This is a genomic window from Dokdonia sp., assembly GCF_039945015.1.
GTDB lineage: Bacteria > Bacteroidota > Bacteroidia > Flavobacteriales > Flavobacteriaceae > Dokdonia.
The window spans coordinates 45,460-70,371 of the sequence record NZ_JBDUXP010000012.1 but is presented as its reverse complement, the minus strand read 5'-3'; the positions used below and the strand labels follow the sequence as shown (position 1 = coordinate 70,371).

Genomic DNA, 24,912 nt, shown 5'->3' with positions numbered 1-24,912 from the left:
GATGGATAGAAGAAAAAGTATACAAACCATGCTACTAGGTGCCGGTGCTATCAGTCTAGGACTTCACAGTTGCGTAGAAGAAGGAGCACCAGAACTTGACCAACAAATTGTAGAGAGTGCCGATGGTTTTTTTGGAAGGACTCCTGAAGAACTAGAGCGAATTGAAAAGCTCAATGCAGAGCAACTCTTTACTGAGCACGAACTAGAAACCATTGCTATTTTAAGTGAAGTTATACTCCCTCCAAAACCTGAAGTAGGTGGACCTCTTGAAGCGGGTGTCCCTGAATTTATAGAGTTTATTGGCAAGGATATGCCTAGAATGCAAAACACGCTCTTAGGTGGTTTACTTTGGTTAGACAATCAATCTCTAGAGTTATTTAACACTCCATTTAAATCGCTTGCCTTAGCACAACAAAAACAAATTCTCGACTCTATCGCTTTTTATGATCATGAAATTCCGTCTAACAAACGTCCTTTTGAGATTCAATGGTTTAGTTTGATGCGTAATCTTACTATGACTGGTTATTATACTTCCGAATGGGGAATCAAAGATCTAGGATATAAAGGGAATCAACCTAATGTATGGGATGGCGTCCCTCAAGATGTACTAGATCAACATGGAGTTGCTTACGATCCAGAATGGATTGCAAAATGCATCGATCAAAACACGCGTGGCGACCTCGCTACTTGGGATGAACATGGAAATCTTCTTACTTAATGCGTGGCATTATACATTGTTCTAGTTAATTCACAATTGAAGAAAGTTTTTCTCCAACCTAAATTGCATTTGACGCAAATACTATGAAAATTAATATTGTTACCAATAATTTTAAAAAAACAACAAGGTTTCTAAACATTTCATTATTGATTTTCTGTCTGTTCATGCTTATCTCTCTTATTTCGTTTTGGTTTACAAATAACGAGATCATGGAAGCTGTTTTTGTTATTTTTTTGTTTGCAGGTGGAGCCATGCTATTAATCTCTATTCTTCTTCTGATACTTAGACAGACTTTCAAAGAAGCAATTGAAGTAAATGTAAGTCAAATAGAAACATTACATATTAACTCTCAGATCGACGTGAGTCAAATCAAGGAGAGGGCAGAAATAGCATATTTTGGGAATAGCCTCAAAATCATTCATAGTCAAAAAGATTATGAGCTTAATAACAAAACTGCTTTTAAATTATTAAAAGACAACGACACAATTATAACCATCAATACTTCTATAAAAATTAAGGAATTAGATATTCCACCCAAAGAAGTATTTAAGGCCGTTATGGGAACTTTATTTGGATGGCATTAATCATATCTCACTGTCATTTTAAGCCTATCGAAGGGTGAAAATCTTCACTATATTTGATACAATAAAAATAACTTCTACAAACTCAGACTAACAAAAAAAACATGCTTAATATTGTTCTTATCCACCCAGAAATACCTAATAATACAGGAAACATAGGAAGATTATGTCTTGGTTCTGGATGCCGTTTACATCTTGTAAAACCTTTTGGTTTTGAAATAGATGACACACGTCTTAAACGGGCGGGATTGGATTATTGGAAACATCTAGATGTGCAATATTACGAGAATATTGACCAATTTTTTGAACAACACGCTGGAGTTCATCCTGAGCATGGTCGAAGGGCGAAATTTGCCTTTCTCTCCAGTCACGGTACAAAGTCACATTATGAGATTCCTTTTGAAGAAGAATTATTCTTAGTTTTTGGAAAAGAGTCTAAAGGATTACCTATCGAAGTTACTGAGAGGTATCCTGAACAACTATATAAAATCCCATTGTTTAGCGAACACATCAGGAGTTTAAATCTTGCAAATGCAGTCGGGATTGTAGCGTATGAAGGAATTAGACAATTAAACTTAAAATTATGAGAATCCAGTGAATAATAGAGTTATGTTATTTTCAAAAACGATTTCCCTAAACTAAAAGCCTCAGTCACTCATTTTGAATTTTATTCCAGAAATTCTGATGTTACATTTGGTAAAACAACCAACACATGAAACATCAATTAACTTTATTAATACTACTATACTCTATTGGAATATCTGCCCAAAATTGGAGCGTAATTAATAAGGACTTAAAAATAGTTGATACACTTACCTACCCTACCGAAATTAGAATATATAAAGACAGAGGAATAACAAACTACAGTTCTCTCTTCAGAATGTATGAGGATAATGCTGGCAATTGGACTGCTGAATTTTATGAGCATTGGTCAAAAATTGATGGTGTTGCTACACTGGAAACTAAAAAAAGTATTTTGACTTCAAAGAGTGACATCGAATATGTTTATTTCAATCTATCTAGAAGTTACATTTTTGATTTACCCAGTCAAAACGACATACAATGGAAACTAGGTAAAAGAGGTGTAATAAAGAAAGTAGAACGAATGAAACGCGGCAAAAAAACCAAAGAATATGAAATGTTAAGTAAACATGTAATGCCCCTTGATGGGACGAGTTATTCTTTTCAAGTTAAAAATTCATATAAGAGTAACGAATTTGAATTCGGAAGTCCAGAAAGATACAGAGAACTCTATCCAGAAATTGATGAACCAAAATATGTTTGTGAACTCCTTGAGATTATTCGTAATGAATTTAAAATCTGGACGAAGTAAGCAATACTACAAAGTAACAATTGTAAACTCTCCGCTCAATGGATCTAGACCATCCATCAAAGCTGGAATTAAACCTTCTCCAAACTCTAGATAAAACTCTGCAAAATTAGTATTACGTTCTTGCAAACTTTGTAATGGAAAAACTGCATTCTGTAAATCGACGAGACGTTGTACTTGATCCTTCAACTTACGTTTTTGAGCTCGCAATAATCTATTTTCTAAATTATCTAATCCTTTGAGCTGCTTTTTTTCCTGTGCTCTTACTGCTCCTATAAAAGAAGCGTCTGTCTCTGCAGCAATGGCATGCATCGCTTCAAAATGTTCTTTAAGGTAGGTACGCTGTTCTGAAAAGTCAATATCTATATTTGAAATGGCTCGTATCTTTAGATTAACCAATTCGTTTTGTTTTAAGAAAAGTTGCTTGTCAGATACATCTAAGGCTCCTGCTTTTGCCTTTTGTTTCTCTGTTCTAATCATTGCAGAGTTACGTAGCAATAACATAGGGAAAGGCACTTCCATTGCCTCAAAACATGTCTTTAATTGAAACCAATAGGCCAATTCTCCTCCTCCTCCTATATAGGTTAGATTCGGCAAAATGACTTCTTGATATAATGGACGTAATAATGCATTAGGTGAGAATCGTTCTGGATGCGATGCAAGTTCAGATTGTATTTCTTCTTCACTAAATCTGATCTCCGTATCGTTTACGATAAAATCATCTCCGTCTCTTATGATACGTTCACGAATCCCTTTTATGATATAAAATAGATTAATCTCCCTAGGATGTACTTGTTCTGGATATCCTAGTTGCGTTAACCCTACCGTTTGAGCAGTGACTTCTTTATGAGCTACCTCTTCAAAGAGTTCGCGTTGCACATAAGGTGCAAACATTGTTTTTAAATCTTTATCGTTTCCATCTACAATGACAAGTCCGTAGGGTGCAAAAAGTTCATTTGCAAGATAGCGAGTAGCATCTGCAAGGTTGTCATGTTTGTTATATGCCTCTTCAAAAAGAGTAACAAGTTGTATGGCATTTTTTGAGCTTCCTAATTGTGTTTTAAACAAATCTAATACAACATCAAGCCCTTCTGTTGAAAGTTCTCCTACAGCACCTCCATCTTCTCGATTCCATTGTACTTTTTGTCCTTTGAATCGGAAGTAATTAATCTCGTCAAAATCATGGTCTTCTGTTGCCATCCAATATACAGGCACAAAATCATAGGTGGGGTGTTGTTGTTTTAGCTTTCGCGAAAGCGTAATTGTATGTATAATCTTATACAAGAAATATAGGGGTCCTGTAAAGAGATTAAGTTGGTGTCCTGTTGTGATTGTAAAACTCGTCGAATCTCCTAACTTTTCTATATTATCCTGAGTCGTTTCGGAAATAGTGATATGTTGATACTGTGCTTGCAAAGATGCAACAAGTACTTTTCTAGATGCTTCTGTAAAACTCGCCTTCTTTTCTTCTATCTGTGCTCCAAAGTTTTCTAATGAAGGAAATCTATGATAAAAAGGGTGTACGTTTTTATCTTGATCTAAATAATCACAAATGAGTTTTGAAAAATATCCTGTTTCAGAATACGTAAGAGTGTCTTTCTGCATTTTAGTATAACGATTTCCTTCCAAAAATAGGTCTTTTGGCGATGATTACATAATATGGTCTGTCTGAATGTATCGGGTAAAATTACAATTAACATTATGAAAAATAACCTCTTTTAACGTTTGCTTATAAAACAGATTTTTTGATCTAAAATGACTCTTTATACGACACCAAAAAGGGGTTGAAATTTATATACAAAACAGGGGAATATAAAATTGCAATTCAAGAGACATCCTACAAAGCATAAAATTGTCTAAAAACAATTATATTTCCTAGCATATTAAGTATATTTAAGGCTTTATCTTAAAGAAAATTTTATGCGTCATTTTTCTCTATTCCTACTATTATTAACAGGAATACTTCAAGCTCAAGTTCAATCTCCTTCAGAATTTTTAGGATATGAGATTGGGTCTCAATTTTCACGTCACTCGGACGTTGTACGTTACTTTGAGCATGTAGCACAAAACAGTGATCTGGTTACCTATCAAGAATACGGTCGCACCAATGAGCGTCGCCCGCTTACCTATGCTATTATTACTTCAAAAGGAAATCATACTAACTTAGAATCTATTAGAACGGCAAACCTTGCTCAGGCTGGTATTGGTTCTTCTAGTCAAGCTTCTGGAGATAAAGCTATTGTATGGCTTTCTTATAATGTACACGGAAATGAGGCATCTAGTACAGAAGCATCGATGGTAACTTTATATGAGCTTATTACTACAAAAAAGAATTGGCTAGAAAATACGGTTGTTATTATTGATCCTTGTATCAATCCAGATGGACGTGATCGATATGCAAACTGGTTTAATCAAGTAGCTTCTACTCCTTATGATCCAACACAAGTTGCATCAGAGCATAACGAACCATGGCCTGGAGGTCGTCCTAATCATTACTTATTTGACCTTAATCGCGATTGGGCATGGGCTACTCAGGTAGAGAGTCAGTCTCGTTTAAAAGTATACAATAAATGGTTACCTCACGTACACGTAGATTTTCATGAGCAAGGAATTAATGAGCCTTATTATTTTGCACCTGCTGCAGAACCTTTTCATGAGATTATCTCAGATTGGCAACGTGATTTCCAAACACAAATAGGTCAAAATCATGCACGTTACTTTGATCAAGAAGGATGGTTATTCTTTACTCGTGAGCGTTTTGATTTATTATATCCTAGTTATGGAGATACGTATCCTACGTATATGGGAGCCATTGGAATGACCTATGAACAAGCAGGTCACGGTCGTGCAGGATTAGGTATTCATAATGATGAAGGGTTTGAACTTACACTCTTTGATCGTGTTGCTCATCATAAAACAACAGGGCTTTCTACTGTAGAAATCTCATCACAAAATGTTTCAAAAATCAATGATGAGTTTGCAAAGTTTTTTAATAACAGTGATTTAAAATACAAAAGCTATGTGCTTTCTGGAAACAAAGATCACCTAGCGGCACTTGCTGAATTACTAGATCGTCATGAGATTACATATGGTTTTGCAATCAATGGGAAAGCGACTGGGTTTAGCTATACAAAAAATGGGCAAGGAAGTATGAATTATGATCTTGCTATGGTTGTAAATACAGATCAACCTAAAGGAAAAATGGTCAAAGTACTTCTTGAACCTGATGCAAAACTATCGACACCTCTTACTTATGATATTACAGCTTGGAGTTTGCCACACGCATACGGACTAGATGCAATCGCTAGTACAACCAAAGTTGCTACAAATAGTGGAAATCCTTTTACGCAAGTAGTAAATGCACAACGCATAGATGCCCCTGGATATATTGCTACTTGGAATAGCATGAAGGATGCTCAGTTTCTTGCTGGTTTATTAAAAGCGGGTATTAAGACTCGTTTTACAGAGAAGCCTTTTGTAAACAGTGGTCAGAAATTTGACCGTGGATCTCTTATCATCACAAAAAGTGATAATAAAAACAATAAAGATTTTATAAATACCATTTATAAAATTGCTGCAGACCACGGAAGACAGTTAACTCCATCTACTTCTAGTTTTTCTAGTTCGGGACCTGATTTTGGTTCTCCAGAAGTAAAGCTCATCAATCCTCCAAAAATAGCATTACTGAAAGGGGACGGCACATCTTCTTTAAGTTATGGAGCGACTTGGTATTATTTTGAAAAAACGTTAGGATACCCTGCAACATCTATAGAAGCAAGTCGTATTGGAAGTATTAACTTAAATAATTTTGACATTATTATAATGCCAAGTGGTAGGTACAGAAGTGCTCTTAATGATAGTGCTCTAGAAAAAGTAAAAAACTTTGTACGAGGTGGTGGTAAAATAATTGCCATCAGTAGTGCTGTAAATACCTTTGCTGGAAAAAGTGGGTTTAGCTTAAAACGAAATACATCAAACAGCGATGACAAGAAGAAAGACAAAAAAGAGAACTTAACTCCATATGCTGATCGTGAAGAAGAAAGTGTAACAAACTTTATCACTGGTAGTATTTTTAAGACTAAAGTAGATCCTACACACCCTATGGCATTTGGGTATGGAGATACCTATTATAGTTTAAAACTAGGAAGTAGTTCTTATAAGCATTTAGATAGAGGGTTTAATGTTGCTTACATTACTGATGATGTGACCAATGTTGCTGGTTTTGCAGGAGATGCTGCAAAGTCAAAACTGGGAAAATCACTAGTCTTCGGAGAAGAGCGTATGGGAAGTGGTAGTATTATCTATCTTGTAGATGATCCCCTATTCCGTGCTTTTTGGGAAAATGGGAAACTGTTTTTTGCAAATGCTCTTTTCTTTACAAACAATAATAAGTTTAGATTATAAAATACTAACATTACTAAAATGTGGGTGGTTGTTCTTTAAAATTTGTAATTTTTTCTTTACAAGTTTTAAAGAACTTTCCGTTTACACGAATAGCTGTTTTTTTTGCAAATGCTCTTTTCTTTACAAACAATAATAAGTTTAGACTGTAAGAACGATTTACATTCTTGAATAAACGAATCTCTGTTCTCTATAATTTGTAATTTTTTCTTTACAAATTATAGAGAATTTTTGGTTTAAAACTAATATATTTCTGAACTAAACTCTCTCTTTTTCTAGTATACATATTGCTTGTTATACAATTGCTTTTATACGCTTTCGCGAAAGCGTACTTATTCTTTTTCCAATTCTTTTTGCAACTTTTTTGCTTCTGAATAGTTATAATGATCCTGATTACTCAAGATAAGTTCCAATATTTCTTTTGCTTTTTGAGTATCATCAATCTTAAGGTATAATAACAACTTATACCAATAACCGTATGAACTCTGGAGTGTATTTGAATTGATCAAGAGATCATAGGTCTCATGCGCTTTTTCTAAGTTATCTGTTTGGAAATAGGATGCTCCCGTATAAATGAGGGCATATGAATAGTACGGGTCATTAACAGCTATATTATGTTCAAGATACTGTATTGTCTCTTTATACTTTTGAGAAAGATATAAGGACTCTCCTTCTATAATTTTAGCCTGTGTATCTCCTTTTGTACGCAATGATGGTAAATCTTCCCAGTTTGCGTATTGTACATAATGACTCGTTGTATTTACTTGCATTAAGAATGGCAGTGTAAGTAATGCAAGTACGATCGCTGCAATTGCTACACGCATGTAAAAACGAGTATTTCCTTTCTTTTTTGAAGGTGTATTAACCTCAAGATAATGAGTCTCAACACTTCGTATCGTAGATGATATCGCTGTATTATCTTCATTTCTCAAGGCAGATTTTATCGATTGTAATTCTTCATTATCTGCTTCATTAGGAATTGTACTCCAATCATCTTCATTAAAAGATTGATGTAACGATCTCTGTAACAAAACATCTTCTTTGAGTACTGAATCTTTTGCAAGTTTTTCTTCAAAAGCAATCACTTCGTCTTGCGACATCTTCCCTTCTAGATATGCATCGATCTCTTGTTGTCTCTTATTTTCGAAAGTTTGACTCATTTGTTTAATTTACGATACCTACGATCTTCTTTAATTAATTGAATAATCTTTGCTCTACATTTAAAAACACGTTGCCTCACTGTATTTATAGATGTATAGTCTAATTCTTTAAGGATCTCTTCATAAGACATACCATTAAAGTAGCTACCTAAAACCTCTTTACAATTTGGGGATAGCAAATGAAACTTTTCTTGATATATCTCTAATCTTTTTTGTTCTAGAATAAATAATCCAAGATCAGTGTCTTCATCTATATAGTGCAATGTATTATCATTCATTACCCTTGTTTTTTTATTTTTAAGGGTTCTTCTCCAAATATTTTTACAAATTGTAAAAAAATAAGCTTCAAAAGAACGAATCTGCAAAGGGCTTTCCTGGTGTTTTACAATAAGATACATAAGTCCATCATGAAAAACATCCTTCACATCTTCTTCTTCTCCCTTATTATCTAGGATAAAGGATTTTACTTTAGGAAAAAATGAATCATAAATTGATGCTACTATAACACGGTCATTATTCAACAATCCATTCATATACTTCTGAGTTTCTTCCATATAATTTTGATAGGATTTTAAAATATCTATTCAAAAATAACTTAATTGGGTAATGAATCGTAATGATTGATACTATAAAGTAAGAGTAACTTCTTTTATTAATTTTTAAAACCATAAAGATGAAGAAAATAATTGGTTGTTTTTTAATAGTCATAAGTTTATTAATTACATCATGTTCTGACAGTGATGATATTACAGAAGAAAACATACGTATTGAAACAAATTATACAGCGCAGGTATCATCAAATAATGCTCTCAATTTTTCTAAGAGAGAAATTATTGTCCAGTTTAAAGACAATGTAAGGAATTCAAAAAAAGCAGCTTTACGACAACTATATCAGGTAGTAGATTATGAAATCTGTACTCATTGTGATAAGGTTATAGAAAAATGGGATTTTGGACCTGGCATTGATTTAGAAAACAAGTTAGGCTCTGTTAGTTCAGGTAGTGGAGGTGCCGAGAGTATTCAAAATGTTATGATAGAATTTGATTTTAAATCCGAAACAGATTATTTTTCTATGACTGGAGGATCAGGAAATCATAATTATGCATCAAAAATTGTTGAGCAAAATGAAGGGGTTACCATTGCCGTTTTAGATTCTGGCATAGACGTTAATTATCCGACATTTGATGCTAGACCATTTTTATATAATGCTACAAATGATGGCAATCCTGATGTAATTTCTGGATGGGATTATGTAAATGAAAATCACGATTGTTATGATGATTATAATGAAGTACATGGAACCACCGTAGGTGCATTTATATATAATTCTCTTAATGAAGAAGAAATTCCGTTTCAATTGCTCCCTGTAAAAGTGGCCAATGAAGATGGGATTGTAAGTATATTTGATATGCTATGCGGCATGTTATTTTCACTACCTAAAGCAGATATTCTTCAAGTAAGCCTAGGATGGTATGATGCAAATGGAGCAAACCCATATACGAGTAGTATATTTTTAGATTTACTACACGAATATGAAGATGTCTTAGTTGTTACATCGGCAGGAAATAGTGACAATAACAATGACGGAAATATTGCTCATTACCCGTCTAACTTTTCTTCATCAACATCCAATGTCATTGGTGTAGGCGCTACAAATCATGAAAACACAGACACATCTTATTTTACAAATTATGGAATCTATAGTGTAGATTTCTTATCTATAGGAACCAATATTCCATTTATCAATAGCGCAGGAGATCCTGTATATGTTTCTGGCACTTCTTTTTCTGCTCCGCACGTTACTGCAGTTGCAGCAAGAATATTATATAATTCGGGGATGACATATACACCATTGGAAATTATTAATGCAATAGATATGGACGGTATTCATGTAAACTTTAGTAAGGAAACAAAATATGACAAGTTCATTCCCCCCTTATATTAAGGGGCATTTAACTAGTAAAGGCACAAAAAATCTTCAGTAAATTACCGAAGATTTTTTTTATACCTATTTTTAAGTTCTCCTAACCATTATATATGTATAGATCAGCCTATTATTGTATTCTTTATGCAGTGGTCACATTATCTTTTCAAGTACACTCACAAGAAGCATTAAAAACAGAATTTGATTCTTATTATAATAATGCCTCTTTATCTTTTGAACAAAAAGAGGATAGTATTCATCTATTATTAAAAAACACAGACACATTACTTAACACCTACGAGTTAGGATATGTTTATCACAAATTAGGACTACTCTACAATCGAAATAAAAATTACAAAAAAGCAATACAAGAAACACTCAAAGCAATACGGATAAGGAATATACTAAAGGATATAAACACAAAAGATCTAAACAATAGTTTATACAATACATATATCTATCATAAAGCATTAGGTAAGATTCAAAAAGGTAAATTTTTTTTGGAACAAGTACTTAAGAACAAAGGAACAGATAGATTTAATTTTAAAGTACTCATAGAGCTCGCTATATTAAGCATGCGAGAAGGAGATTATTTTAAAGCTCTTCAATACTTGGAACCTGTAATATTATCGTCTGATATATATAAAGATCAAAGAATACTTGCGTTAGGACACTTATCTTGTCTCGAAGCTTATAGCAAAATGAGTACTCCTCATAAATATGTAGACAATGTATATCTACATAAAGAACAGATAGAATCCCTAGAAGATTATATTTTAACAAAAGAGGTTGCCGATATGCATACAAACTTAGGCACCGTTTTTGAAAAAACAAATAAAAAAGAGGACGCTATTATACATTACAACAAAGCACTCTCTTTATATATTGAAGCCGAAGATTCTAACAATATTGGTACACTTTATAATAATCTAGGGGTTATTCATTCTAAAAAAAAGGAGTATGAAATCGCAAAAACCTATTATGCAAAAGCCTTAGAAATAAATGAAAGTTCCATAAAGAAAGCCGATGTTTATTATAATCTTGGTTTTTATCTCCAAACAGATGATCCTAAGGAAAAGATTAAATTCTATCAAAAAGCAATTTATACAGCATTAGATCAAACATATAACAGTAGTGACAATCATCAATTACCTACTATACATTCCTTTAAAAACTTTACATACAAACCTGATGTATTAGAGTATCTTACCAATAAGGCAAACGCTTGGATTGAAGCATATTATCAAGAAAACAACAAAGACTATTTATTATATGCTAAAGAAACACTGTATCTAGTAGATAAACTGGTATCATTAATACGGTTGGATAGTGAACTTGATCAATCTAAACTTTTTTGGATTAACAGTGGTGTAGATTCTTATATGCTTGCTGTAGAAGTATGTTATCTATTACAAGAGCCAGATGAGGCTTTTTATTTTATGGAAAAGAATAAAGCCTTGCTTTTGCTCGAAAACTTAGATAAACGATACAAACAACAAAAACTTGACATTCCAGATATTATATTAAAACAAGAAAAGGGACTTCTTGAAAAAAGAATAGCACTTAGACGAAGTTTACTGGAAGTTAAAAATAACATTGAACTTCAGAAAGAGTTTGTAAAAGTAGATCATGAATATACTATGTTCCTAGACTCTATTAAAGGGAAGTTTCCAGCCTATTATACCAAAAAGAATGAACCAACAATTTTACCTCTTAAAGAAAGCATAGAAAAACATGTATCAAAAGATGCCTACTTTATAGAGTACATTATAAATAAAGGTGCTGGATATGGGATATTTTGTACTGAAGACAGGAAAATACTTTTTAAAATTCCAAAGGTACCAGAGTTATTACAGCAAATACAATTCCTTAAGCAAGAATTAAGTGCCCCTTTTACTACTAAAGAGGCTTTTCAAAAATACAGAAGTGTATCATTTTCTGTGTATGAAAAATTATTTCCATTTATAGAAAAAGCAAACGAAATTCGTTTTAAAAAACTAACTATTGTTCCTGACTATGAGCTTCATAATCTTCCATTTTCTGCGCTTGCAGTTAGTGACGTTGATACTGGATTTAAGCTTGATTACTTATTAAATTATACAGAAACAGTCTATCTACATTCTGCTTCTGTGTTTCAACAAATCCACAAAACAACAAGAAAAAATACTACTGAGATTGTTGGCTTTGCTCCTACATTTTTTAAAAACAAGCAATTAATCGATCTAGAAAGAAGTGAAGAAGAAATGAAGTCATACACTTCTTTTCTACCTATGTCTCTATATGTAAGAGAGAAAGCTTCAAAAAAGGCATGTCTTTTAAGTTTAAAAAACACAAGCATTGTTCATATAAATTCTCATGCAGGATACACAAAAGATAATACTCCTTGGCTAGAGTTATATGATGATAAAATAACACTTAATGAACTGTATGATATAGAAAACAATACCGAACTAGTCATACTAGATGCTTGTAAAAGTGCACAAGGAACGCAAGAAATGGGAGAAGGTATAATGAGCTTGTCAAGAGGTTTTTTTTATAGTGGCACACAAAGTGTCATCGCCTCTCATTGGAATGTAAACGAAGTCGCTACCAATGAAATAACACACACTTTTTATAAAGAACTTAAAGCAGGAAAAACAAAATCTACAGCATTACATACTGCAAAAAAACGATACTTAAAGACACATCAATTAGAGCAAACGTCTCCTTATTTTTGGGCATCTATCACACTAACTGGAGATGATAGACCGCTTAAAATATCTAATAACTCATTGTTATTTAAAATAGGTATTGGTCTTGTTGTTGCCGTATTAATTGTGATTATAGTCTATAGAAAGAAGTTCTCTATTATATAAGCAATCTATATTATATACGCTTTCGCGAAAGCGTTACACTACAAAAACATTAGAAAGTAACCAAGTAGGATATAAAGGAAATACACTTGACTGGCTAACGCTGTAATAACTAAAGGATAAACAAGAGACATTATATCTCAAAAGAAACAACCTCTATGGTAGATTGATCACCTTGAAGATCTGTCCAAGCTGCATATACCTTAGAACCAATCACTTCTAATTGAGGAAAACCACTAGCACGTTGTGCAGACGTAGTTGTTATCGTTATAGGATCATCACTATGTCCATCTTTATATACACGCATAGCCTGCAAGACAATTTCTTCTCCTCTTGGTTCTAACCAACTTACTAATGCGCTTCCATCTTGTAAAAAAGTAGTATCTACACGACCTATCGCTTTACCAGCATCTACACGAACAGGAATTCCAAAAGTAGCTCCATTATCTTGAGAAAATATAACAAGAACTCTAGCATCATCTCCAGACGCTGTAAACCAAGTAACCACTAGATTCTCCTCTTGTGTATCTATTGCTGGTCCATTTACAGGGCATCCATTAAGTTTCCAATGATCATTATATACAGCTTTAGGAGTTGTCCAAGCACCATCTACCCATCGTACGATATATGTATCTCGTATTTCTTCCTCTGTATCAGATCGATCGCGATATACCACCACTGGCCCATTATACGTAATTGCAATGGCTGTATTGCAACAATCACATACTCTAGCATCTATTTCTGAATCTTCTCTAATTGTCCCATCTAAACCTACAATAGCTGCTCGTAAGGCCATCTGATTGTCTTCTTTCTTTTCATTTTTTGTGTCACGCCCATCAAGCCACGTCACATAAAACCCATCATCATAAGGTCGCATAGACACAAATCCATGCTCAGCGGCAACACCGTCTGTATTTAAAAGGAAATTTGATTTTACAACTTCATCTCCTGATAAGAGATTTAACTTTATATCATAATCATATATTCCTTGATCTGACTTCTGAAGAATATTTGTAAGTACTGTTTCTCCATTGATAGCAAGTGCTGGAAAATCTGCCCAGTTTACAAACCAATCTGTTCCTGATGTGATTGTTTTTGGACTCGTCCAAACATCATTTTTATAGGTCGCATATTTAAGAATTGCTAGAGAATCCTCTTCTTCCACCCAACTCATATGCAATGTTCCATTTTGAGCAACCAATTTTGGTAAATGCGCTTTCCCTTTGCTTGGAGATTCTATTTTTTCAAATAGCGATTCTGATAAAATCTCTTGTGTTTCTTCTACCTTAAGAGATTCTTCTTTTTGTTTACACGAAAAAGTAAAACAGACAAGTAAAAGAATAACGTATCTCATGATCTATATACTATTTAGTAGCCTTAGATTTTGCATGCATAGGTTTCGGTCTTTCTAGTATCTCTAGAGGTTCTGCATATAGGTCAAAATCTTCTGCTTCAATTACTTTTACAGTTGTGTAACCCCCAGTTTTAAGGTAATATTTTGTGGCGTCTATGAGCACTTCATTATCTACATCTGGGCTATCAAATTCTGTTCGACCTACAAAGTGATTTCCTTCTTTGCGGTCAACTACAATTTTAAATTCTTGTCCGATTTTTTGCTGATTGAGTTCCCAAGAAATTTGAGATTGAATTTCCATGATTTGATTAGCTCGGTCCATTTTTACTTCCTCAGGTACATCATCTTCTAGTTTGAAAGCGTGTGTGTTTTCTTCATGAGAATAGGTAAAGCATCCTAAACGTTCAAAACGCTGATCTTTCACCCATTGTTTCAGCATTTGGAAATCTTCTTCTGTCTCTCCTGGATATCCAACGATTAAGGTCGTACGGATAGTCATGTTGGGTACGCTTTCGCGAAAGCGGTCTAACAATGCATTCGTTTTTGCCATCGTCGTTCCTCGTCTCATTGACTTTAAAATAGGATCAGAAATATGTTGTAAAGGAATATCTATATAGTTACACACTTTAGGTTCGCGATTCATTACCTCTAGAACTTCCATCGGAAATCCTGTAGGAAATGCATAATGCAAACGAATCCACTCGATACCTTCTACTTTTACAAGCGCTTCCAGCAACTCAGCAAGATTACGTTTCTTATATAAATCAAGTCCGTAATAGGTAAGATCTTGTGCGATTAGAATAAGTTCAGAAACACCATTTGCAGCTAGCTTTTGTGCTTCAGTAACAAGGTGTTCAATGGGTTTTGATTTATGTTTCCCGCGCATTAATGGGATAGCACAAAATGAGCAAGGACGGTCACAGCCTTCTGCAATTTTAAGATACGCATAATTTTTTGGCGTCGTTGTAATACGTTCTCCTATTAACTCATGCTTATAATCTGCTCCTAATGCTTTTAATAAACCGGGTAATTCTGTTGTTCCAAAGTATTGATCGACATCAGGGATTTCTTTCTGTAAATCTGGCTTATAGCGTTCAGATAAACACCCCGTCACAAAGACTTTATCTACATCTCCTTCTTCCTTTTGCTTTACATAGTCAAGAATCGTATTTACAGATTCTTCTTTTGCGTTATCTATAAAGCCACAGGTATTAATTACAACAATATTTCCTTCTTCCTCATGGGCTACCTCTTTGCCATTGGCCTTAAGTTGCCCCATCAATACTTCACTGTCATACACGTTCTTAGAACATCCAAGAGTGACTACATTAATCTTATTCTTTTTGAGGGTTTTCGTTCTCATACCTATATTTTATTCGGGGTGCAAAGATACGTTTAAAAAAATAGGAGTGATAAAGAAAGCAGAAAAACAACATAGCAAATACTCTATACTCTACTTATCGTTTTTTAATACCTAATTAAACGATCTTTCATTTTAAAGGTCAAAGGAATAACCAAACACCACAAGCCATGAAATCCATCTGTTTTATTGTCTTTTTAATAGGTATAAGTTGTTCTTCACCTGATGATAACGCCGACACCTCATCCCAAGAGATCACGATGGAAGAACCTATCCCAACTGATGAGGACACCTCAAACACTACGCTATACTTCCCTCCCATTAATAATGACTCTTGGGAAACTACATCACCAGAGGTAGTAGGTTGGGATACAACAGCTCTAGAGGTACTTCGTACGTTCTTAATAGATAGTAACACAAAAGCCTTTATCATTCTAAAAGATGGAAAAATAGCTATCGAAGAGTATTATAATGGCGCCATGATGAGTGACAATAATCCATGGTTTTCTGCTGGAAAAACACTTACTAGTTTTACTGTAGGGATGGCACAAGACGATAGTTTTCTATCTATAAACGACCCTACCTCTACCTATTTAGGCGAAGAATGGACAGTTATGACTCCAGAACAAGAGCAAGCTATTACCATTAAGAATCAACTCACGATGACTTCTGGGGGTGATTATACGGTTGCCGACACCTTTTGTACCGACCCAGAATGTCTTTTATTTTTAGATACCCCAAACACTTCTTGGTATTACCATAATGCCTTTTACACCCTTACACAGCCTGTACTTGAGAATGCAATTCCACAAGGGTTTGATTCTTATTTTAATTCCAAACTCAAAAACACAATCGGCATGAATGGGGCATGGATAAACCTTGGGTTTAATCGTACGTATTTTAGTACTGCGCGAAGTATGGCTCGTTTTGGATTACTTAATCTCAATCGAGGTAATTGGAATGGAGATCAACTTATTTCTGAAACTTATTTTAATGAAATGACTACAACTTCTCAAAGTCTGAATCCTGCTTATGGATATCTTTGGTGGCTCAATGGTAAGAGCAATTATATCTTACCTGGAACAACAACTGTATTTCCTGGCAGTCTGATTGTAAACGCTCCCGATGATCTTATCGCAGGACTAGGAGCAAATGATCAAAAACTCTATATCATTCCTAGCAAAGGGCTCGTTATCATACGAATGGGTAGTGACGCAGGAATGGGTTCATTAGGTCCTTCTGGGTTTGATAATGAGCTTTGGGGAAAAATCAATGATCTTATAGAGTAGTTTAGGATTAAAAATGATTTATACGCTTTCGCGAAAGCGTATAGTATTATTATCTAATTTATTTTAGAAAATATACCACTATCCTTATTAACTGAGTCATTCTACAGAGCAGTAAATCATTGATTTTAAACGCCAAATAACGGACTATCCTAAATTTATTTGTACTTTGAAAGCTTAATATATTATACATATTGCTTATGAAACCAATCATTACTTTTCTCTTTCTTTTTTTAACTCATATAGTTGTTCATTCTCAGGACTACGGAGTTGAATCAATTGGATATAATCCACCACATTCCTATAATCAGGAAAGTTCTTTAGTAAATTTGGATGATGTTTATTCTGATGTTATTGACATAGGGTTTACATTTAACTTTTATGGAGAAGATCACGATCAATTAGTGATAGGATCTAATGTAGTAATCAATTTTGATAGTAGTAATGCAAACGGTTTTTGTAATTGGAACACGGATCCAGACTCTTTTCCTAGTACTGATTTCCCTATAGTTAATGCTATTTTTGGTCCCTATCACGACGTTGATGTTTCAGTTGCAGATGATCCTGAAGTTGCATTTATTAATTTTGGACAGTTTGGTACTGCCCCTAATAGGCGATTTGTAGTAAACTTTTATGAAAACCCGCAGTTTAGTTGTAATGATTTAATTTCTACTTCTCAAATTGTTTTGTACGAGACTACAAATATCATTGAAGTTTATATACGAGAAAGGTTCAGATGTTCTCCTTGGAATAATGGCTTAGCTGTTATTGGGGTTATTAATCAAACAGGAGATATGGGTGTAGCAGCTCCCAATAGAGATCTAAATCTTGAGGGTTGGGAAGCTTTTAATGAAGCATGGCGTTTTAGTGCTTTTCAAGGAACTGTTCCAGAAGCGTACAATACAAGTTTGGATATGTGTGATGAAGACGGAGACCAAACAGAGACCTTTGACTTAAATTTTGCAACACCAAGTGTTATAGGAAACCAAACAAATGTTGCGGTAACTTATCACTCAACTTTTCTTGATGCTAATGACAATCTGAATCCCTTTTCTTCAAATTTATATACAAATACCCAAAACCCAGAGGTTATTTATGCTAGAGCTGAAGATACAAATGGGCTATTTGCAGTTTCTGATGTAACGTTACAATTAGTTACTTGTATAGATAATGATAACGATGGCGTAGATACCGTAGATGAAGATTTAAATAATGATGGTATTCTTAGTAATGATGATACTGATAATGATGGTATTCCAAACTATTTAGATCCTGATGATGATAATGACCAAGTAAATACTCAAGATGAAGTTACCGGTATAGGTGCAGGTTTTACAGATAGTACGTATACTTTTATAGATACTGATGATGATGGACTAGAAAATTATCTTGATAACGATGACGATGGAGATGCTGCAAATTCTATAGATGAAGATCATAATGGAAATGGAACTCCTATAGATGATGATATTAACAATAATGGTATTCCAGACTTTCTTGACGCTGAAGTTAACACTGTTGTTGTATTATCTACAGAGAATAATACATTAAATAGCCTTGCAATATTTCCTAATCCGGCAAGTAATCAAATAACAATTTCTTTTCCTACAAATGTTCCATCTGGTGAGATACAAATCATTTCACTAAGTGGACAAATTATTCAAGAAAAGTCTATAAATGCTACAACCAACTTAACACTTGATATCAGTACATTAAAAAACGGCATCTATTTTATAAGTATTGTTTCTAAAGAAGGAAAACAAGTACGGAAGTTTATAAAAAAATAAATTATAACATACATGTATAAAACCTATAAAAGTGACAGATTTGTCACTTTTATAGGTTTTATACTACTATTCCTCATATCCTTCTGGCAATTTACGTTCTTTCGAAATTTGCTCATATCCATATCCCAATCCTAAAAGAGTTGTTTCTGTAAATGGTTTTCCTATAAATGTTAATCCTTCTGGTTCTCCAGAAGTAGTATACCCCATAGGAATTGTAAGTGCTGGATATTTTGCCATGGCTGCATAAGCTGCATGATAATTATTGATCGATAGAAAAGCATCTAATTGGTGCTCATCTAGCATCGCATCAAAATAAGCTCTAGAGATCGTTTCCAGATTATTTTTAATTTCTTCAAGGGCTACTTCTGTAGTTGCATCGGCAACAATGCCTTCAAAAAGTTGTTGTCCATACGGAATACGCACCAAAGTATCGAGCTTATTAAATGCAACGGCATCTTCTATATTTTTAATAGTAACAGACGTCCCCGCATGCTTCTCAATATAATCAGGAAGGTCATTTTTCATATCTATATTTAATACCGTTAGAAACCCTGGAAGACCTATTTGATCAGGTTCTATCTCAACAATAGTTCCTCCATTTGTTTTTATTTTTTCTATTGCTTTTGCATAGAGTGTATCTGTTAGAAAAGATGTTATTACGCCAAAACGTTTTTCTTTTACAGTGCCCTTAGTGATCATTTCTGGGTCAAATAATGGTACCATAACCGATTTTGTATCGGCAAGATCTTTACCTGTCAATGCATTAAAAAGAATGGCATTATCAATACTATTTTTGGTCATAGGACCAGGTGTATCTAGCGTGCTAGAAATAGGAACAATCCCTGTTCTACTCAAAGCGCCTATAGTAGGTTTAAGACCCACCACTGAGTTCTGACTCGAAGGGGATAAAATAGATCCCGCTGTTTCTGTGCCTATAGCACCTACAGCATAATTTGCAGCTACAGAGACACCACTTCCAGAACTTGATCCTCCAGATTCAAATTGTAATCTTCCATATGGGTTAATCGTCTGTCCGCCTACAGCACTATATCCTACTGGACATCCTGTACATAAAAAATAAGCCCATTCACTGAGGTTTGCCTTTCCTAAAATAATAGCATTTTCTGATTCTAGTCGTTGTGTTATAAATGCATCTCCAGTATGGTTATCTTGTAAAGCGATTGCTCCTGCAGTCGTTTTCATTCCAGAAGCACCTATATTATCTTTCAGCAGAATAGGCATTCCAAACACAGAGTAATTATTGATCTTGTTCTTATCTTTCTTATCCAACTCACGTGCTCTAGACACAGCATCTGGACTTAAGGAAATAACTCCATTAAGCGCTCGTTCATTATTGCTTTCTATATTTGCAATACGATATAAATAAAACAAGGTAAGTTCTTCATAGGTAAAAGCTCCATCTTTTATACTTTGCTGTAATGTTGGAATATCTTTTTCTAAGATTTGAGATAGCAATTCTTTATATCTACGTATAGAAAACGTATTTAATTCTCCAGCTATTGGCTTCCAGATATCATTTTTATCGCGCACTTTAGAATTCACTAACTTTAAGTGCATTCTGGTATTTTGTAACTCTTGAGTCCTGGCAAGATCTGCTGTCTCATCATAGGATTGCCAAACGATAGGATCATTTTTTACAACGGCTGCATCTTTGTGTTCTTGCTTACAAGAAATACAACCTAAAATAAAAATCAGGCAAATTAAAAAATGTTTTTTCATAGCTTTTCTCTTTAAGCTTCTACAAGGAAGCCTTTATTGTTTTTTTTTTGCATTCAAGGTATAAAAAAAGGGCTTTACGTTAAACCGTAAAGCCCTTTTTATTATAATATATTCTCTTTATTTAAAGAAAGAATCTACAAATTCTATTTTATTAAAGACTTGTAAGTCTTCGATACCTTCTCCTACTCCAATATATTTTACAGGAATTTGAAATTGATCAGAGATACCTATCACAACACCACCTTTGGCAGTTCCATCTAGTTTTGTAACAGCTAGTGAAGTTACCTCTGTTGCAGCTGTAAACTGTTTTGCTTGTTCAAATGCATTTTGACCTGTAGATCCATCAAGGACTAATAATACATCGTGTGGTGCATCTCCTACTACTTTTTGCATTACTCGTTTTACTTTAGTAAGCTCATTCATCAAGTTTACTTTATTATGTAAACGTCCAGCGGTATCTATAATAATAACATCGGCATTTTGGTTTACACCGCTCTCTAAAGCATCAAAGGCAACAGATGCAGGATCACTTCCCATTTGTTGTTTTACAATAGGAACATCTACTCTATCTGCCCAAACTTGTAATTGATCAATTGCCGCTGCTCTAAAAGTATCTCCAGCACCTAACACAACTTTCTTACCTTGCTTCTTAAATTGATAAGCTAGTTTCCCAATAGTCGTTGTCTTCCCTACTCCATTAACACCTACCACCATGATGACATGAGGTTTTGTCCCTTCAGGAATATCAAACTCTGTAGCATTACCAGCATTTGTTTCACTTAACAATCCTGCAATTTCTTCTCGTAAGATTTTATTAAGTTCATCGGTTCCTAAGTATTTATCTTTGGCTACACGTTCTTCTATTCGTGTGATCACTTTTAATGTTGTTTTTACACCTACATCACTGGTAACCAACACTTCTTCTAGATTATCCAAAACATCGTCATCTACCTTAGATTTTCCAGCAACAGCTTTACTCATTTTTTCAAAGAAGCTCGTCTTTGATTTTTCAAGGCCTTTATCTAGGGTTTCTTTTTTCTCTTTGGAAAATATTTTTTTGAAAAAACTCATGTTTCTTTTTTAGTGGAATGTCATCGTTGGAATGTCAAAAATAGTGCCTTTTCCTGAGAATGCAATTATGTCAGGTGTGTATGCTTTCGCGAAAGCGTAATTATCTTAAAAAACGGTTATTTTGACTTATAAAAACAAAACCCGTTATAATATCTATAACGGGTTTTTGTATATAATTAAGAAAAGAGATTAAGCTTCTTCAGACTCTTCTTCTTTTTTCTCTTCTTTTAATGCTTTTTTCTGTACTGTATCAAACATTACTGGTGTTGCAATAAATAGTGACGAGTACGTTCCTACGATCACCCCTACAATTAATGCAAACATTAATCCTCTAATAGAATCTGCTCCTAAGAAGAAGATCGCTAGTAACACGATTAATGTTGTTACAGAGGTATTTAATGTACGGCTTAATGTACTATTTAATGCTTGATTGATTAGTTTACCAAATCCTCGTGTTGATCCATGCTCCTTGATATACTCACGAATACGGTCAAATACAACCACGGTATCATTCAGAGAGTACCCAATTACTGTCAGGATCGCTGCAATAAAGTTTTGATCTACCTCCATATCAAATGGCATAATGTTTTTGAAGATAGCAAAGATTCCAAGTACGATTAATACATCATGGAATACTGCCGCTACAGCTCCTAATGAGAACTGCCATCTACGGAAACGTAATAAGATGTATAAGAATACTACGATAAGTGATCCGATAACGGCTAGTAAAGCGCCTCTTTTAATATCATCTGCAATCGTAGGCCCTACTTTATTATAACTCATCTTACCAATCTCCTTGCCATCATACGATCTACTAAAATCTTCAAAGTTTAAGTTAGCTGGTAAGTAGTTTTTAAGTGCTGTAAATAATTTTTGTTCTACTGCCTCATCTACTTCTAATCCACTCTCTTGAATTCTATATTTTGTAGTAATCTTTAATTGATTATCTGCTCCATATGTTTTTACAATAGCACTTCCAAATACATCTTCTCCAGCAAGAAGCTCTCCTACTTCTGAAGAATTCATTGCTTTTTCAAAACGTACAGTATATGAACGACCTCCTACAAAGTCTACCCCTGCATCTAAGCCTCCAGATACTAAAGAGAAAATACCCGCCGCTACTAATACTCCTGAGATTGCGTAAGCCATTTTACGTTTTCCTAAGAAGTCTATTTTAGTATTTACAAATAAGTTCTTTGTCATTTCTGTAGCAAATGCTAATGACTTTCCGTTCTTCCCATAATTATCAATAAAAAGACGTGTGATAAATATTGCAGAGAATAAAGATGTTGCAATACCGATCATTAAGGTAGTAGCAAATCCTTGTACAGGTCCTGTTCCAAATAAGAATAAGATTAATGCTGTTAAGAATGTAGTAATGTTTGCATCAAGGATTGATGATAATGCATTATTAAATCCATCTTTAATAGCATCTTTTTGAGATTTCCCTTTTCGTAATTCTTCTTTAATTCGTTCAAAGATAAGTACGTTTGCATCCACAGACATACCTATGGTCAGTACAATACCGGCAATACCAGGAAGTGTTAATACAGCTCCTAAACTAGCAAGTATTCCAAAGATAAATAAGATGTTTACAATCAAAGCAATATCTGCAAACAGACCAGCTTTCCCGTAATAGAATACCATCCATACAAGTACTAATGCAAGTGCAATTATAAATGAGATAACACCACTATTAATAGCTTCTTTCCCTAAAGTTGCTCCAATCTCTTCTGCTTCAATAACATCTGCAGATGCAGGAAGTTTACCAGCGTTTAATACTGTAGCAAGATCTTGTGCAGACTGTACTGTAAAGTTTCCAGAAATTTCTGTACTTCCATTTTTAATTTCTTGTCTAGCTGTTGCAGCAGATTGTACTGTATTATCAAGAACGATAGCAATTGCATTTCTTTTTTGAGCTACAGTAGCTGTTAATTTTGCCCATTGATTTACACCTTGTCCTTCAAAATCAAGTCCTACAGCAGGCAGTTGTGTTTGTGTATATTGTTGACGTGCACCATTTACAACGTCTCCACTCATATAAGGTTCTCCAGAACGATTAGATTCTAAAGCATATAAAGCAATTCTTTCTACAGCAGTATCTCCTTCTCCTAATGTCTCAACTTCTCCCCAAGTAAATTTTGCAAAACGTAAGTTTGCTGGACGTAAACGAACAATAGATGGAGTTCTTAAGTATACATTAATTTGAGCAGTATCCTTTGCAGCAGCATATCCAATAGTTGGTGTTTCTGCAAGTTGTAAAGCTCTTGGGTTAGGCGATAGAAGTTCAAATAATGGATTTACCTGAGTAACTTCTTCTTCTTCTTCTGCACTCTCTTCTGCATCCTTTAATAATTCATCTACTGCGCTATCTGCATTTGCTACAGCTGTAGTATCTTCTTCTTGTACAGCTTCTTTCTTCTCTTCATTCTTTACTTCGGCTGCGAGTGTTTGATCTACAAGTCCTAAATAATTTAAGGCATCTCCAGCATAATGAGTTTCATAAAACTCTAATTGTGCTTTTGCCGTTACAAATCGTACAGCACGTTGGATATCCTTTGCTCCTGGAAGTTCTACAAGAATACGACCGTTATCTCCAAGACTTTGGATATTAGGTTGTGTCACTCCAAATTTATCAATACGATTACGAAGTGTTTTAAAAGCAGATTCTAAGGTTTCTTTAACTTCTTTTGTAAGAACAGCAGCAACATCGTTATTGCTCATTTTTGGATCAATTTTGTCTCCAAGAATTACATTAGAAAATATATCTGGTGAAGCAAGTTTTACAGCTTCCTGAGTATCAAACGCACTTAAAAAATCTTCTAAATATGTGTTTTGACTATTCTTTTGTATTTCATCTGCCGCATCTAAGGCTGTAATAAACGCTGGGTCTCTCTTCCCGTTTGCTAGACCTCCTAAGATATCTCTTACAGAAATCTGAAGAATTACATTAATTCCTCCTTTAAGGTCAAGTCCTTTATTAAGTTCCTTTTCCTTTGCTTCATCATAGGTAATTCCTGCATAAATTGGTGTCTTACCTACACTGTCTAGATATACTTTTTCAAAAATATCTCTTTGATCTACATCATCTCCTGCTTTACTTATGGCAAATTCTTTTGCCACTGTCTCTGTTTTATTTGTTAAATATGTAAATGATAATTGATATATACATACCAAACCAAAAACAATTGCAAATAATCTAATGAGTCCTTTATTTTGCATTTTTGTGTTTTTTGTAATCAAATGCGCACCCTAGATAACCTCTAGTGTCATTTGATAATTAATTTTAATAATGATAATTTAATTTTAGGCTTTACATTTTGAAGAAAGCCACTTTTAAATTGTAAA

The 24,912-nt window shown here is 34.2% G+C and carries 17 protein-coding genes; 9 read left to right on the top strand and 8 right to left on the bottom strand.

What is annotated here, in order from left to right; all coding sequences use genetic code 11:
- Position 1: 1 nt before the first annotated feature.
- The 4 genes from ABJD27_RS09145 (at position 2) to ABJD27_RS09130 (ending at position 2,632) form a co-directional block, all read left to right on the top strand.
- Positions 2–718, top strand: a complete 717-nt coding sequence (locus ABJD27_RS09145; protein WP_348163270.1) for a gluconate 2-dehydrogenase subunit 3 family protein — start codon at positions 2–4, stop codon at positions 716–718.
- Between the two features lie 83 nt (positions 719–801).
- Complete coding sequence (locus ABJD27_RS09140; RefSeq protein WP_348163273.1) at positions 802–1,302, top strand: hypothetical protein; 501 nt, start codon at positions 802–804, stop codon at positions 1,300–1,302.
- Between the two features lie 101 nt (positions 1,303–1,403).
- A complete protein-coding gene (locus tag ABJD27_RS09135) occupies positions 1,404–1,886 on the top strand; it encodes a tRNA (cytidine(34)-2'-O)-methyltransferase (RefSeq protein ID WP_348163276.1) in 483 nt (160 codons plus the stop codon).
- A gap of 125 nt (positions 1,887–2,011) precedes the next feature.
- Positions 2,012–2,632, top strand: coding sequence for a hypothetical protein (locus tag ABJD27_RS09130; RefSeq protein ID WP_348163279.1), 621 nt, complete (start codon positions 2,012–2,014; stop codon positions 2,630–2,632).
- A gap of 6 nt (positions 2,633–2,638) precedes the next feature.
- Here the strand turns inward: ABJD27_RS09130 and bshC are convergent, their stop codons facing one another.
- Positions 2,639–4,234, bottom strand: a complete 1,596-nt coding sequence (gene bshC, locus ABJD27_RS09125) for a bacillithiol biosynthesis cysteine-adding enzyme BshC (protein ID WP_348163442.1) — start codon at positions 4,232–4,234, stop codon at positions 2,639–2,641.
- A 315-nt stretch (positions 4,235–4,549) separates the two neighbouring features.
- Between bshC and ABJD27_RS09120 the strand changes: the two genes are divergently transcribed.
- Positions 4,550–7,033, top strand: a complete 2,484-nt coding sequence (locus ABJD27_RS09120; RefSeq protein WP_348163282.1) for a M14 family metallopeptidase — start codon at positions 4,550–4,552, stop codon at positions 7,031–7,033.
- Positions 7,034–7,362: 329 nt separating this feature from the next.
- Here the strand turns inward: ABJD27_RS09120 and ABJD27_RS09115 are convergent, their stop codons facing one another.
- Both ABJD27_RS09115 and ABJD27_RS09110 read right to left on the bottom strand, forming a co-directional pair.
- Entirely contained in the window at positions 7,363–8,190 is an 828-nt protein-coding gene (locus ABJD27_RS09115) for a hypothetical protein (protein WP_348163284.1), read from the bottom strand.
- Positions 8,187–8,744 (bottom strand): sigma-70 family RNA polymerase sigma factor, encoded by a 558-nt coding sequence (locus ABJD27_RS09110; RefSeq protein ID WP_348163287.1) that lies wholly within the window; start codon positions 8,742–8,744, stop codon positions 8,187–8,189. Before ABJD27_RS09110 ends, ABJD27_RS09115 begins: the two co-directional genes overlap by 4 nt.
- A gap of 119 nt (positions 8,745–8,863) precedes the next feature.
- On the opposite strand from ABJD27_RS09110, the gene ABJD27_RS09105 reads away from it, so the two are divergent.
- Complete coding sequence (locus ABJD27_RS09105; protein WP_348163290.1) at positions 8,864–10,135, top strand: S8/S53 family peptidase; 1,272 nt, start codon at positions 8,864–8,866, stop codon at positions 10,133–10,135.
- A gap of 92 nt (positions 10,136–10,227) precedes the next feature.
- Positions 10,228–12,969: a CHAT domain-containing tetratricopeptide repeat protein gene (locus tag ABJD27_RS09100; protein ID WP_348163293.1), complete on the top strand. Its 2,742-nt coding sequence runs from the start codon at positions 10,228–10,230 to the stop codon at positions 12,967–12,969.
- A gap of 130 nt (positions 12,970–13,099) precedes the next feature.
- On the opposite strand, the gene ABJD27_RS09095 is transcribed toward ABJD27_RS09100, so the two are convergent.
- Entirely contained in the window at positions 13,100–14,320 is a 1,221-nt protein-coding gene (locus ABJD27_RS09095; RefSeq protein ID WP_348163296.1) for a hypothetical protein, read from the bottom strand.
- Between the two features lie 10 nt (positions 14,321–14,330).
- On the bottom strand, positions 14,331–15,683 hold the full coding sequence (gene rimO / locus ABJD27_RS09090; protein ID WP_348163299.1) for a 30S ribosomal protein S12 methylthiotransferase RimO: 1,353 nt from the start codon (positions 15,681–15,683) through the stop codon (positions 14,331–14,333).
- A 167-nt stretch (positions 15,684–15,850) separates the two neighbouring features.
- Between rimO and ABJD27_RS09085 the strand changes: the two genes are divergently transcribed.
- Together ABJD27_RS09085 and ABJD27_RS09080 are read left to right on the top strand one after the other, a co-directional pair.
- Positions 15,851–16,969 carry a serine hydrolase gene (locus tag ABJD27_RS09085; RefSeq protein ID WP_348163301.1) on the top strand — a complete coding sequence of 373 codons (1,119 nt, stop codon included), beginning with the start codon at positions 15,851–15,853 and terminating at the stop codon, positions 16,967–16,969.
- Positions 16,970–17,166: 197 nt separating this feature from the next.
- A complete protein-coding gene (locus tag ABJD27_RS09080; protein WP_348163303.1) occupies positions 17,167–18,753 on the top strand; it encodes a T9SS type A sorting domain-containing protein in 1,587 nt (528 codons plus the stop codon).
- 66 nt (positions 18,754–18,819) lie between these two features.
- Here the strand turns inward: ABJD27_RS09080 and ABJD27_RS09075 are convergent, their stop codons facing one another.
- The 3 genes from ABJD27_RS09075 to secDF all read right to left on the bottom strand — a co-directional run bounded on the left by ABJD27_RS09075 (position 18,820) and on the right by secDF (position 24,786).
- On the bottom strand, positions 18,820–20,493 hold the full coding sequence (locus tag ABJD27_RS09075; RefSeq protein WP_348163305.1) for an amidase family protein: 1,674 nt from the start codon (positions 20,491–20,493) through the stop codon (positions 18,820–18,822).
- Between the two features lie 117 nt (positions 20,494–20,610).
- Positions 20,611–21,564, bottom strand: coding sequence for a signal recognition particle-docking protein FtsY (gene ftsY, locus ABJD27_RS09070; protein ID WP_348163308.1), 954 nt, complete (start codon positions 21,562–21,564; stop codon positions 20,611–20,613).
- 189 nt (positions 21,565–21,753) lie between these two features.
- Positions 21,754–24,786: a protein translocase subunit SecDF gene (gene secDF, locus ABJD27_RS09065; RefSeq protein ID WP_348163311.1), complete on the bottom strand. Its 3,033-nt coding sequence runs from the start codon at positions 24,784–24,786 to the stop codon at positions 21,754–21,756.
- Positions 24,787–24,912 lie beyond the last annotated feature (126 nt).

Coding starts and splice junctions, on each gene's coding strand:
- ABJD27_RS09120 (WP_348163282.1), top strand. CDS start 4,550: ATGCGTCATTTTTCTCTATTCCTACTATTATTAACAGGAATACTTCAA.
- rimO (WP_348163299.1), bottom strand. CDS start 15,683: ATGAGAACGAAAACCCTCAAAAAGAATAAGATTAATGTAGTCACTCTT.
- ftsY (WP_348163308.1), bottom strand. CDS start 21,564: ATGAGTTTTTTCAAAAAAATATTTTCCAAAGAGAAAAAAGAAACCCTA.
- secDF (WP_348163311.1), bottom strand. CDS start 24,786: ATGCAAAATAAAGGACTCATTAGATTATTTGCAATTGTTTTTGGTTTG.
- bshC (WP_348163442.1), bottom strand. CDS start 4,234: ATGCAGAAAGACACTCTTACGTATTCTGAAACAGGATATTTTTCAAAA.
- ABJD27_RS09130 (WP_348163279.1), top strand. CDS start 2,012: ATGAAACATCAATTAACTTTATTAATACTACTATACTCTATTGGAATA.
- ABJD27_RS09085 (WP_348163301.1), top strand. CDS start 15,851: ATGAAATCCATCTGTTTTATTGTCTTTTTAATAGGTATAAGTTGTTCT.
- ABJD27_RS09135 (WP_348163276.1), top strand. CDS start 1,404: ATGCTTAATATTGTTCTTATCCACCCAGAAATACCTAATAATACAGGA.
- ABJD27_RS09145 (WP_348163270.1), top strand. CDS start 2: ATGGATAGAAGAAAAAGTATACAAACCATGCTACTAGGTGCCGGTGCT.
- ABJD27_RS09080 (WP_348163303.1), top strand. CDS start 17,167: ATGAAACCAATCATTACTTTTCTCTTTCTTTTTTTAACTCATATAGTT.
- ABJD27_RS09100 (WP_348163293.1), top strand. CDS start 10,228: ATGTATAGATCAGCCTATTATTGTATTCTTTATGCAGTGGTCACATTA.
- ABJD27_RS09075 (WP_348163305.1), bottom strand. CDS start 20,493: ATGAAAAAACATTTTTTAATTTGCCTGATTTTTATTTTAGGTTGTATT.
- ABJD27_RS09095 (WP_348163296.1), bottom strand. CDS start 14,320: ATGAGATACGTTATTCTTTTACTTGTCTGTTTTACTTTTTCGTGTAAA.
- ABJD27_RS09105 (WP_348163290.1), top strand. CDS start 8,864: ATGAAGAAAATAATTGGTTGTTTTTTAATAGTCATAAGTTTATTAATT.
- ABJD27_RS09110 (WP_348163287.1), bottom strand. CDS start 8,744: ATGGAAGAAACTCAGAAGTATATGAATGGATTGTTGAATAATGACCGT.
- ABJD27_RS09140 (WP_348163273.1), top strand. CDS start 802: ATGAAAATTAATATTGTTACCAATAATTTTAAAAAAACAACAAGGTTT.
- ABJD27_RS09115 (WP_348163284.1), bottom strand. CDS start 8,190: ATGAGTCAAACTTTCGAAAATAAGAGACAACAAGAGATCGATGCATAT.